10 protein-coding genes and 2 pseudogenes are annotated in these 12632 nt (G+C 38.6%); 10 read left to right on the forward strand and 2 right to left on the reverse strand.

Annotation, left to right across the window (positions count from 1 at the left end; translation table 11 throughout):
- Positions 1-258 precede the first annotated feature (258 nt).
- Complete coding sequence (locus tag QUF99_RS14505) at positions 259-747, forward strand: DedA family protein (protein WP_289370926.1); 489 nt, start codon at positions 259-261, stop codon at positions 745-747.
- Positions 748-937: 190 nt separating this feature from the next.
- Positions 938-1018 (forward strand): annotated as a pseudogene (locus QUF99_RS14510) (SAM-dependent methyltransferase); the annotation flags it as partial.
- Here QUF99_RS14510 and QUF99_RS14515 read toward each other — a convergent pair.
- Both QUF99_RS14515 and QUF99_RS14520 read right to left on the reverse strand, forming a co-directional pair.
- Positions 980-1150, reverse strand: a pseudogene (locus QUF99_RS14515) (DDE-type integrase/transposase/recombinase); the annotation flags it as partial. The pseudogenes QUF99_RS14510 and QUF99_RS14515 sit on opposite strands and share 39 nt — an antisense overlap.
- Before the next feature lie 161 nt (positions 1151-1311).
- Positions 1312-2544 (reverse strand): MerR family transcriptional regulator, encoded by a 1233-nt coding sequence (locus tag QUF99_RS14520; protein WP_289370927.1) that lies wholly within the window; start codon positions 2542-2544, stop codon positions 1312-1314.
- A gap of 186 nt (positions 2545-2730) precedes the next feature.
- Here QUF99_RS14520 and QUF99_RS14525 point away from each other — a divergent pair, with 186 nt between their 5' ends.
- The 8 genes from QUF99_RS14525 (at position 2731) to QUF99_RS14560 (ending at position 12625) form a co-directional block, all read left to right on the forward strand.
- A complete protein-coding gene (locus QUF99_RS14525; RefSeq protein WP_289370929.1) occupies positions 2731-4017 on the forward strand; it encodes an NAD(P)/FAD-dependent oxidoreductase in 1287 nt (428 codons plus the stop codon).
- A gap of 13 nt (positions 4018-4030) precedes the next feature.
- Positions 4031-5503: an aldehyde dehydrogenase family protein gene (locus QUF99_RS14530; RefSeq protein WP_289370931.1), complete on the forward strand. Its 1473-nt coding sequence runs from the start codon at positions 4031-4033 to the stop codon at positions 5501-5503.
- 45 nt (positions 5504-5548) lie between these two features.
- Positions 5549-6967, forward strand: a complete 1419-nt coding sequence (locus QUF99_RS14535) for an MATE family efflux transporter (protein WP_289370932.1) — start codon at positions 5549-5551, stop codon at positions 6965-6967.
- 45 nt (positions 6968-7012) lie between these two features.
- Entirely contained in the window at positions 7013-7294 is a 282-nt protein-coding gene (locus QUF99_RS14540; RefSeq protein ID WP_289370934.1) for a cupin domain-containing protein, read from the forward strand.
- 219 nt (positions 7295-7513) lie between these two features.
- Positions 7514-8869, forward strand: coding sequence for an aspartate aminotransferase family protein (locus tag QUF99_RS14545; protein WP_289370935.1), 1356 nt, complete (start codon positions 7514-7516; stop codon positions 8867-8869).
- A gap of 107 nt (positions 8870-8976) precedes the next feature.
- The gene (locus QUF99_RS14550; protein WP_289370937.1) at positions 8977-10596 is read left to right on the forward strand and encodes an amidohydrolase; all 1620 of its coding nucleotides are present in this window, start codon (positions 8977-8979) and stop codon (positions 10594-10596) included.
- Between the two features lie 392 nt (positions 10597-10988).
- Entirely contained in the window at positions 10989-11426 is a 438-nt protein-coding gene (locus QUF99_RS14555) for an Hsp20/alpha crystallin family protein (RefSeq protein ID WP_289370938.1), read from the forward strand.
- An 80-nt stretch (positions 11427-11506) separates the two neighbouring features.
- Entirely contained in the window at positions 11507-12625 is a 1119-nt protein-coding gene (locus QUF99_RS14560; protein ID WP_483298632.1) for a GAF domain-containing sensor histidine kinase, read from the forward strand.
- Positions 12626-12632: the final 7 nt, after the last annotated feature.

Here is a 12632-nt window from a genome sequence, read left to right on the forward strand (position 1 = left end):
GCTGCTGTTATTATGATCATTGGCCTCGGTATTACAGTCGTATGGAAAGAAAAACAATTGGCAGAAAACTTAGTGGGATAATTAGAAAAGTACGGGAAGCCTTCGAAACAATCAAAAAATAAAATTGTTCCTGTGATTATTCAAAGTAGCTTTTTTGTGGAGTTAGATAGTTCTCTACCTCGAAAAGTTGTACCTAGCATTATCGTTTACTTAAATACTTTTTAAAAGACTTATGGTTGAAAATTTAGGGGTGAGAAGATGGAAATAATTCAGGAATTAATTGCATGTTATGGGTATCCAGCGATTTTTTTAATGTTGGTTCTTGGAATTGTTGGATTGCCGATACCCGATGAAGTCATAATGACAATTGTCGGGTATTTTACAAATATTCATGTGCTGAATTATGAACTTGCTATTTTTATTAGTTTTGCAGGAGCGCTTATAGGGATGATGATCAGTTATCTGATTGGAAGAAAAGCGGGTCGTCCTTTAATAGACAAATATGGAAAATGGATTGGATTGAAAGAAAAGAGAGTGATGAAAGTAGAAAGGTGGATGAAGAAATATGGGTCGTATTCACTTATTTTTGGGTACTTCATTCCCGGCTTCAGACATGTAACCTGTTACTTTGCGGGAATCGGCAAAATGGAATTTAAAACATATATTACGTTTGCTGCGATTGGTGCTTTTTTATGGTGTTTTACTTTTATTACAATTGGAAAGGTCATTGGGATTATACATGACTAATTGAGCGTTCGACTGGGGTACTATTATCTACTAATGATAAAAAGAAAGAGAGTATCTGGCGCTATGATAATTGTTATAAAATGATCTTTTCAATAAACGGGTCTATGGATTATCAGATGAGAAGAAATGACTTGACTTGACTCTTTCTAAGGAACAATTCATGATTTTAAAGTGTTGCATTGGGGTTATTGTGAAAGAAATAATTAGTAGTTATGAAGATATGTTAGATTCATTATTGCGTGAACCAACTCAATTTTGGGATGATTTTTACCATATACATAGCTTCTATTCCAGAAATAATGAATGTAGCTGTGCGAAAGGATTTCAATCCTAACATCGAACGAACTCGCTTTTTAATAAACCGATGATCTTGTTCCACTATGTTATTGCGATATTTCACTTGCCCATAATTTGCTTAAGTAATAGCAAATAGATTAAATCGAAAATGGTAGCGCGGGTGCTTATGCCTGCGCTACCATTTTTCAGATTAACCATGATTTTAGCTACAAGGGAGCTGTCTCATCCGTGAACTAGCCTACTTTTCGGACAGCCTCTTTTTGTGTGCTATTTTTTCGTACTAGCCAAATACATTAGCATGTGGAATTTTTCGTCTATTACATGATAATCAAAATAAGGTCCTGGATCTGTACAGTAACCGATATTTTCACTTTGCGTGATTTGAAATCCGTTGACTGATAAATTTTCTTCTAAGTATTTTGGATATAAAATATGCTCGTGGGAATTTGGATATAAGGCTGAAATATTTTTCAAGGATTTGGCCGAGCTATCATAATAGGAGTACCCGCCGACAATTGTTGAACTGCTATGGAAATAGTTTTTTAGAACATGAATTGGAAACTGCGGATTGAGCAGTGAAAAATCAGTTGCTGTAAAACTATCCACAAAAATATCGATGCTAAGCGGTTTCAATGGCAGATTTAAATCAGAATTCAAAATATAAAGGACGTTTGGCTTCGGATTCATACGCTCAATTCTTTTTCTAACCTTCTTGAGCATCGCAAGCGAATAGCCACTGAATACATAGGACGCGCTCGTTTCAAGAACATCGATATATTTGGGTAGTGACACAAAAGCGTCAACGTTTGTTTCCACGATTAATTTGTTTTTCATATCTACATTTTGTAGAACTTTTTGAAACCAAAAATTACTTTTTTCAAATAAGTTAATCATTTTGGGATTGATCTCTTTAATCGTTTCTTTATCGTAAAAATAAGATGGATAAGGAGACGTCTCGTACAAGTTCGCGGTAATGATAATACCTTCCTCGATAGCTGCCTCGTATCCACAAGTACAAGTTAAACTCCCCGTTTGAATGTAGACTTTTTTAATCGTTACATCTTTCATTTCAAGTGGAATGTGGCACTTCGGACAATAGAGCAGATTTACAAAGGAAAGTGGGATCCCTGTAAGATTCTCTTCTTTGGATGAAGGCGAACTGGTTTGAACCGCTTTTTCAATCAATTGGATAGCTTTTGATATGTCTTCTTTTTTGTTGGTCAGCTGGTTCTTTTTATCAATGAGCAAGTTGTTGTAGTAGTCGATATCCTCATGGTCCGAGAAGTTTGTGACACGCTGATACGATAAAATTTGTTGAATTTCTAGCAGTGAAAAATGAAGTTTTTTCAGCTCAGTAATAAAAGCCATGTCGTCGAGGCACAATTGGTTCATTTGATACTGGGTGTTTTTTTTGTCTGGTATTAATAATCCCAGTTCAATGTAATAACGAACGGTATCAGTCGTAACATGAAAAAGCTTTGCAAATGTACCAATTTTCATAGATGCCCCCCAACGAAAAAAGTGGAGTTACTCCACTTTTTTCACAAAAATGAATTCAAAAAACTCTCAAATTGCTATTGACCTGGAGGAAACTCCACGTCATATGATGGACTTAAGAAGTGTGAATATTTCGAATAATTGTGACTGTATTGTAACATACATGTCACAAAAGGAGAAGGATTAGCTATGGATAAGATGGATCGAATGGATACTCTCTCACTGTGGACAGCGACTGCAACGAGCTATGAAAAAGGAAAACTTCTTGAAGGAAATGAAGAGGCGGATGTTGTCATTATTGGCGCAGGTTTCACAGGTCTTTCTTCTGCATATCATTTGCAAAAATTAGGGAAGAGTGTCATTGTCCTTGAGCAAGAAACAATCGGATATGGCGCAAGCGGTCGTAACGGAGGAATGGTATTGCCAGGCTATAAGCCAACGATGCAGGAGCTTGCCAAAAAGTATGGTGCCGACGAGGCGAGACAGCTTAACAATCTTTCTCTGCTTAGTGTTGAACTGGTTAAAAACATCATCGACGAGCATCAAATCAACTGTAACTTTAGAAAGACAGGTCACATTGTGGCGGCTTACAAAGCCAAGCATTTTGAAGGACTGAAACATGAAAGCGAATACTTAAACGAAAATTTCGGATACGAATCAAGCGTGCTTGATCGAAGTCAGTTGCATCAAGAGATCGATTCTCCACATTATTATGGCTGCTTAGTCGACAACTCGAGTTACTCGTTCCAGCCACTGAACTATGCAATTGGTTTGGGAGAAGCAGCTAAATCGATTGGTGCAAAAATCTTTGAGCATTCGAAAGCACTATCTATTGAGTACGGTCGAAACAGTGTGAAAGTTGTAACAGAAAAAGGTGCTGTTACTGCGAAAGACATTATTGTGGCTACAGATGGTTACTCTGGAAAAATCATGAATGAACTAAACAAAGGCGTACTGCCAATTTCGGCACGTATTATTGCTACTGAACAGCTTCCAGAATCACTGGTGAGTACCGTCATTCCTAAAGATCGCATGGTTTTTGATACAAGCAGTTTCCTTTACTATTTCCGACGTACACCAGATAATCGGATCGTATTTGGCGGTGGCGATGTTCGTCCAAACTTAGGCGATGCTGTTTATCAAAGTGTTTACGATGCCATGGTTAAAATAATGCCAAAACTAGCAGGAAGCAAGATTGATTTCCGTTGGGGTGGATTTATCGGGGTTACAATTGATACGTTCCCGGTTATCGGCAGATCCAAAGAAGGCGCATATTTCGCAACGGGTTATACGGGCCACGGCGCGTCTCTCTCGACATTGTTTGGTAAGTTATTGGCACAATGGATCGTTACGGGGAGTGCAGGTGGATATCGATTTGAAAAGGAACGCCTCAAATCATTCCCGTTCTATAATCAGAAAACGATGCTGGTCAATCTAGCACATATTGGTTTCAAACTGTTAGATATTATTGCGTAAAGGAGAGTTGTTTATGAAAATTAACATGTTCATTGACGGGAAATGGGTAGAAGCGTTATCCGGTGCTAGACGAAACATTATCAATCCTGCAACCGGAGAGGTGATTGCAACGTCTGCTTATGGATCAGCAGACGATGCGAAGGTAGCAATCAAGGCGGCTCGTAAAGCGTTTGACAGCGGGATCTGGTCGAATTTATCGGCTGATGAAAGAGCTGACTATCTATATAAGATTGCAGACCATCTTGAGGAGAAGACAGCTGAAATTGCACGTTTGGAAACTGCAAATAACGGTAAGGTTATTCGTGCAACCGCCTATGTGGATATTCCGGTATCGATTCAATGCTTCCGCTATTATGCTGACTTGATCAAAGGTATGAAAAAGGAATCTTACACTCGTGCTGATTCTTCGGAAACAATTATTATTCATGAACCGATTGGTGTTTGTGGACTTATTGTACCTTGGAACTTCCCGCTTATGTTAGCCGTTTGGCAAATTGCTCCTGCACTCGCCGCAGGGAATACAATTGTAATTAAGCCTGCTGATGTCACTCCTGTAAGCGTATTCAAATTATTTGAAATTATCGAAGAGGTTGGACTTCCGGACGGAGTGGCAAACTTGGTATTGGGACCTGGCTCAAAGGTTGGGAATGAGCTTGCCGAGAGCCATGATGTTGACAAAATTGCCTTTACCGGTGGAACAAAAACAGGTCAAAGCATTATGCGCGCAGCTGCGGGCAATATGAAAAAAATCACACTTGAACTGGGTGGTAAATCTCCACTTATTGTGTTCGACGATGTGGATTTTGAAACTGCAGTCGAGAATGCGATGTTTGGTATTTTCCACAATGCTGGGCAAGTTTGTTCAGCTGCATCTCGTTTGCTTGTACAAGAGACCATTTACGATAAGTTTGTTGAAAGATTGGCCGAGCGTGCGAGCAAAATTGTAGTTGGCAACGGGGAAAGCGAGAACATTGAAATGGGAGCCCTCACAAACGAGCCTCATATGAATGAAGTTTTACATTACATCAAGAGCGGAATCGAAGAAGGTGCAAAATTAGTTTGTGGTGGTAAGCGCTTAACAGAAAATGGGCTTGATCGAGGATTTTTTATTGCGCCAACGATCTTTGCTGATGTAAATGAGGATATGTGTATTGTTAAGGAAGAGATTTTTGGTCCAGTCCTTGTTGTACAGAAATTTATAGATGAGGAAGATGCCATCCAAAAAGCGAATGATTCCATTTATGGATTAGCCGGTGCTGTATTTACTGAAGATATGGATCGAGCAAAACGTGTCATTAGTAAATTGCGTGCGGGAATTACTTGGATTAATAGTTATCATCTCGCTTATGTTGAAGGTCCTTGGGGAGGATATAAGCAAAGTGGAATCGGCAGAGCGTTAGGTGCTGTTGGGCTGGAGCACTTTATGGAAACGAAGCAAATCAATATCCACCAGCATGCCAAGCCTGTAGGTTGGTATGCGAATTAATTGAGCTTAACTTGCTATATAAATTATTTATAGGGGGACATGCTCATGAAAATAGCAGACAACCGTCCGTCATCGAAGATAGAGCAACTAGAAGTAATGAATAAGCCGGCGTATGATTCAGTGCTGGGAACCAAAAGTATTCCGTTACTATATTTACGGTTTGCTTTGGCTGGAATTATGGCTAACGTGATTCTAGGAATTGTAGCGGTTGTCGATGGGTATTTCGTCAGTGGCTTTCAGGAGCTGGAAATCGAAGGAATCGGAATTGGATTTACGGTCATGGTTATTACCCGTATGCTTGGCATTCTTTTGGGTGTGGGAGCCGGAGCGGTCATTTCACTTCGACTTGGAAAAGGGAAGATCGAAGAAGCTAGAGGTATTATGGGACAAACTTTATGGTTTACTCTTTTCCTCTCCATTTTGTTAGCTGTACTTGGAGTGGTCTTTGAAAATAATATTATGACCTTATTCGGAGCAAGTGATGAAGCGCTTCCATATGCGGTACAATATAGCCGTCTGCTATGGATTTCATTGCCATTAACGATATTGGCTGTTGTATTAAGCATTTTAACCAATATCGATGAAAAACCTGTATTATCAATGAACAGTTGGTTAGTCGCAGCAGTTGTTGCTGGGATTATAGAATGGATTATGGTAACGAAGTATGACATGGGGATGATGGGTTCCTCATGGGCCAATACGATTTCGCAATCGATCCCTGTTTTCCTAATCTTTTATTTCTGGTTTGGTAAAACAAAACTTAAGCCAAAAATGAAAGATATGATGATTAATCTCAAGACGATCGGTGAAGTGGCTTGGACGGGCTTTGCATCTTTCTCGAGTCAGTTCATGATGTTTATTGCAATTATTTTTTTCAACAACTTACTGCAAAGCTACGGTGGTGGTCTGCACGTTGCCGCTTACACGATTCAAAACGGTTACATTACAAATCTGCTCGCCTTAGCAGCGCTCGGTGGGATGACAGGACTTCAACCGATCATTAGTTATAATTACGGTGCGGGCAACCTTGATCGTGTTAAACAAGCAATTAAGATGGGACTCATTTTTACGGTTGCCTTCTTTGTGATTGTGACAGCCATACTAATCATTTTTGCAGATCCAATTGTGTCATTTTTTTCCGGTGGTAATCCTGAATTGCAGAAACTGGGCATTTGGACGACAGTTGTATTCAATTCTTTGTTTACGCTTAATGCAGTCAGCTTGCTTATCTCCGGTTATTTCGAATCACAAGAGAGAAACTGGTCCGCAACGTTTATTAGTGTTAGCAAAATACTGTTGTTCATGTTACCGTTTCTATTTATTTTCCCGAAATTTTGGGGTGTAGAAGGTATATGGTACGCAGGTCCTGCTGCAGAACTTCCAGGCGTTCTCATTGCCATATACTTTATGAAAAAAGAGCTCAAACGTTTAAAAGATACAAATGTTAAGACAGTACGTTTATAGAACCTATTCCTTCAAAATTACCAATAAGAAAGAGAGAGGATCATCATGTTTTTTGCGAAAAAAATTACAGCAGAAGAAGCACAACAACTAGGTGTTGACACGTGGGAACCATGGGTAGGCGAACCGGATAAAGGAACGTGGCATCTAGAAGAACAGGAAGTTTTCTATGTGACAGACGGTGAAGTGTTTATTACTGCTGATGGAAAAAAGTATCATATTACAAAGGACTGGGTCGTTTCCTTGGCTAAGGACCTTGTCTGTGAATGGGATTGTCCAGTATTTTTGAAAAAGAATTATAAAATGAACCATGAGATCAATCTGAAATAATGTGAAATGGGGAGTGGGCAAATGCTAAGCAGATGACTGCTCCTGCGTATTTAATGGATAAGAAATTCAGAATAGTAAAGCGAAATGGAGATAAAGCCTAATGAAGCAAAAAGCCGACATTGTTCTCTCAAGTAATGTTGACGAAATGTTGTGCATGGTGCACATGACGTCGTTAATGGCATTCTTGATAATGAGAATGTGAAATTATAAAAGGATAGAATGGAGTTGGTGATTGTGAAAGCGACAGAACAAACACAAGATTTGAAAAAAGTAGATGAAAAGTACCTTTGGCATGCAATGAGAGGAGCAGCCCCTAGTCCAACGAATTTAATTATCACAAAAGCAGAAGGTGCATGGGTGACGGATATTGATGGAAACCGTTATTTAGACGGTATGTCCGGTCTTTGGTGCGTGAATGTTGGGTATGGTCGAAAAGAGCTTGCAAGAGCGGCTTTTGAACAGCTTGAAGAAATGCCGTACTTCCCTCTGACACAAAGTCATGTTCCTGCCATTAAATTAGCAGAAAAACTGAATGAATGGCTTGGTGACGAATACGTCATTTTCTTTTCTAACAGTGGATCGGAAGCGAATGAAACAGCGTTTAAAATTGCTCGTCAATATCATCAGCAAAAAGGTGATCATGGACGCTATAAGTTTATTTCACGCTATCGCGCTTACCACGGTAATTCAATGGGGGCTCTTGCAGCAACAGGTCAAGCACAACGAAAGTACAAATATGAACCATTGGGGCAAGGATTTCTGCATGTAGCACCGCCTGATACGTATCGCAATCCAGATGATGTTCATACACTGGCAAGTGCTGATGAAATCGATCGTGTCATGACATGGGAGTTAAGCCAAACAGTAGCCGGCGTGATTATGGAGCCGATTATTACCGGGGGCGGAATTTTAATGCCTCCTGATGGATATATGGCAAAAGTAAAAGAAATTTGCGAGAAGCACGGTGCGTTGCTCATTTGTGATGAAGTTATATGTGGATTTGGCCGGACAGGGAAGCCGTTTGGATTTATGAACTATGGCGTCAAACCAGATATCATTACAATGGCAAAAGGTATTACAAGTGCGTATCTTCCTTTGTCAGCAACAGCAGTCAGACGAGAGGTTTATGAGGCATACATAGGCAGTGAAGATTATGATCGCTTCCGCCATGTGAATACGTTCGGAGGAAATCCTGCTGCTTGCGCCCTGGCTTTGAAGAATTTGGAAATTATGGAGAATGAGAAACTCATTGAACGTTCCAAAGAATTGGGTGAACGACTGTTATATGAACTAGTGGATGTAAAAGAGCATCCAAACGTAGGAGATGTTCGCGGAAAAGGCCTTCTTTTAGGTATTGAACTAGTGGAAGATAAGCAAATAAAAGAACCGGCTGCCATTGAAAAGGTGAACAAAGTCATCAATGCTTGTAAAGAAAAAGGTCTAATTATTGGTAAAAATGGTGACACTGTTGCAGGTTACAATAATATTTTGCAGCTTGCTCCTCCATTAAGCATCACAGAAGAAGACTTTACTTTTATTGTTAAAACAATAAAAGAATGTTTATCTCAACTTTAACTAATTATTGATAAATCTTGTTAAAAAGCGGAATAGCATATCGAGAGATATAGCTTTAAATACTGAACTAATCACTCTAAAAGAGTAATTCCGAAAGGGCTGAGTTTATGAAAGCTGATGTTGTATTGATAAATGGAGAAGTTATTACAGTAGACCAAAAGAATACAGTAGTCGAAGCTGTAGCAATAAAAGATAATCGTATCGCAGTTGTTGGTTCAAATCAGGAGGTTAAGAGTTTTATAGGAGAAAAAACGGATGTAATTGACCTGCAAGGAAAAACGCTTCTTCCTGGATTCATTGATTCTCATATTCACCTCATTTCTCATGGGGTGAATCAGTTGGCGGTAAGTTGTAAAGCTGAACATATTGATTCTATCGAGGCTTTGTTAGATGACTTGAAAAAGAAAGCCTTAGAAACTCCTAAAGGTGAATGGATACGTGCTTGGGGCTTTAATGAAACCGCTGTGAAGGAAAAGCGTTATCCAACAATCGCTGAGCTGGATGAAATTTCAGTTGAACACCCCATTATTGTATCCCGTACTTGCAGCCATATAAGCGTGGTGAACAGCAAAGCATTAGAAATTGCGCAAATTAACGAGAACACACCGGATTCTAATGGGGGAGTTATTGAAAAGAATCAGGCAGGAAGGCTTACAGGAAAGTTAATTGAGACAGCAAATATGGGGATGAGCGAGGTTGCAAGTTATACAGAAAGTGAACTGATGAAGGCTGTGAAAATTGCATCAGATCATTTCGTTGCAGCGGGCATAACAAGTATACATGAGGCAGGTGGATATGGCCCTGAGAGTTACCGTTTACTGCAACAAGCTGTGAAGAGTAAGGATATTCGTGTCCGAATATATGCAATGATATGTCAGTTAAATAACTCCCATGAATTTGTTAATAAAATGGTCGAAGCTGGTGTGGTAACTGGTACCGGAGATGAGAGATTCAAAGTTGGACCAGCTAAATTGTTTACAGATGGAAGTAGCACCGGGCCTACAATTGCAACCCGTGAGTCGTACTCCAGTGACTCTAACAATTATGGCATTCTTTATTATAGTGAGGAAGAAATCTACCAGGTTTTAGGTGAAGCACATAAAAAAGGCTATCAAATCACTGTACATGCACAAGGTGATAAAGCCATTGAAATGTATTTAAATTGTGTAGAAAAGGCGTTGGAGGAATCACCAAGAAAAAACCACCGTCATCGGATTGAGCACGCGGGAATTTCTTCACCAGATTTACAAGAGAGAATGAAAAAACTCGAGGTGGTTCCTATTCCAAATCCTCCATTTCCATATGAATTCGGAGAGATATATGTCCAACACTATGGTGATCGTGTTAATCACATGTACGCTGTTCGTGATTTTATTGATCGTGGCATCATGGCAGCAGGTGGATCGGACGCGCCAGTTACTGACTATAATCCTTTATTAGGAATTCATGTTGCTGTCAATAGAAAAAGCCAGTCTGGAATGGAGTTTGGTGCTAATCAATCTATAAGCGTAATGGAAGCTATTAAACTATACACCTGGAATGGCGCTTATGCGAGTTTTGAAGAAGAGATAAAAGGAAGCATAGAGGTCGGAAAGTTGGCGGATTTAGTTATATTAAATGACAGCATTTTAAGTGTCAACCCAAACCAAATTAAAGATTTAAAAGTAGAAACAACTATTATTGATGGTGAAATTATCTATCAAGAAGAACAATCAGTGAAAATTTAATATATCATAGTTTGCATACCACGTAACCCTTGTAATGTTACGTGGTGTTTTATCCAAATAGGTACCCAAAATTAGTTGAAAGGAAGGTTCTGGTGCAAAAACTTTAAAATTGATGCAAGTAATCTCTAAAACTTAGACATACTAAAGTTCCAAATTATGTATTCGAGAATATATATGTAAAGGCATTCCTTCAGATAATTAGATTTTTTAGCACTTTGAAGAGGGAACAGTTCTGTAAATTTTTAAAATTTCACATACCATATTGGATTTATAGTGGAAAAAAATACATCATCAAAACATAAAACAAAAACTTTGACTTTTTTTGACCATTGGATATAATAGAGACAGAAAGAGATAATCTTTCATTCATATCTAATAAGGAGGAATAAAACATGCGTAATTTATTTCCAGAAAAAACAAATCGTCAAAATGGTGTTGCTCGGTTTGGACCTTCTTTATTTGAGGTGATGACAGATGCTTTCTTTACACCAATGAACATGAACAGTTTTAAGGTAGATGTTCAAGAGGATACTGATAAATATGTGGTACAAGTAGATTTACCAGGATTTCAAAAAGAAAACATTCAAGTCGACTTTGAAAAAGAGGTATTAACAATTCAAGCGACTCAAAATAATGAGGTAGAAGGAAAAAATGAAAATGGCACATATATTCGAAAAGAACGTTCTACAGGCTCATTCATCCGTCGTTTTACATTTGAACGTGTAGAAGAAGAGAACGTAAAGGCAAGTTTCAAAGATGGTGTTCTAACAATCATGTTACCGAAATCTGGAGAAGAAAAAGAAAATAGAAGAATAATTGATATAGAGTAAAGAAGCTGATATATTCAGCTTCTTTTTTGTTTATAGTATTTAGAAATTTCTTAATGTTATAATGGTAGTTGGTGATGAAGATGAATTATGATGAAAAGGAAATGCGGCGCCTAGAAGCATTAAAAGAAATTGCAGAATTATTAAATGAAGCAACAGATTTACAGGAAATGTTGGAGAAAGTATTACATACATTATTGCAAGTTATGAATTTACAAACAGGATGGGTGTTTTTTATTGACGAAAAAGGAACGCATCGTATGCTTGTTGATACCAATTTACCTCCAGCACTCACATGGCAGGAAAAGAAACCGATGTGTGAAGGAGATTGTTGGTGTGTGAATCGATTCGTGAATGGACGTTTAGAAAAGGCAACAAATATCATTGAGTGTAAACGGATTGAAGATGCGATTGAATATAACTGGGGAGAGACCGAGGAGATTACGCATCACGCGACGATTCCTCTTCGGGCTGGAGCAGAGAAGTTTGGATTGTTAAATGTTGCTTCACCTCATAAAACGCATTTTTCAGAGGAAGAACTGGCATTATTAGAAGCGATAGCATTCCAAATCGGAACAACAATACAACGAATTAGGTTAGTTGAGAAAGAACGCAAATATGTAGTTGTAGCGGAAAGGAATCGACTCGCACGTGATTTACATGATTCTGTGAAACAATTGCTATTTTCAATTATGTTAACTGCTAGAGGGACTCTTGATATGACGAAGAACAAAGAATTACAAGAAATGTTAAGTTACATAGGTGAATTATCACAAGAAGCATTGCAAGAGATGACGTTATTAATTTGGCAATTACGTCCGGAAGGATTAGAAAAAGGGCTTGCAGAAGCAGTGCAGAATTACGGGAAGCTATTAGGTATTCAAGTGGCAATTCGAATTGAAGGAGTTATTTCAATTGGCGATGAAATAGAAGAGGTTTTATGGCGTGTAAGCCAGGAAGCATTACATAATTGTAAAAAGCATGCTTCTTGTGAGAGGGTGTCTGTTAACTTAAAAATAGAAAATAGTAAGTTACGCTTTCAAATTGAAGATGACGGTATTGGGTTTGTGAAAGAGAAAGTAAGAGATTCAGCACTTGGTTTAACAAGTATGAAAGAACGAATTGAACTGATGAAAGGAACATTTCGAATAAGAACGGAGCCGGGGCAGGGGACAAAGATTGAGATTCAATTACCGGTTTGAAAGGGAG

The sequence above is a fragment of the Bacillus sp. DX4.1 genome (assembly GCF_030348195.1).
Classification (GTDB): Bacteria; Bacillota; Bacilli; order Bacillales; family Bacillaceae_G; genus Bacillus_A.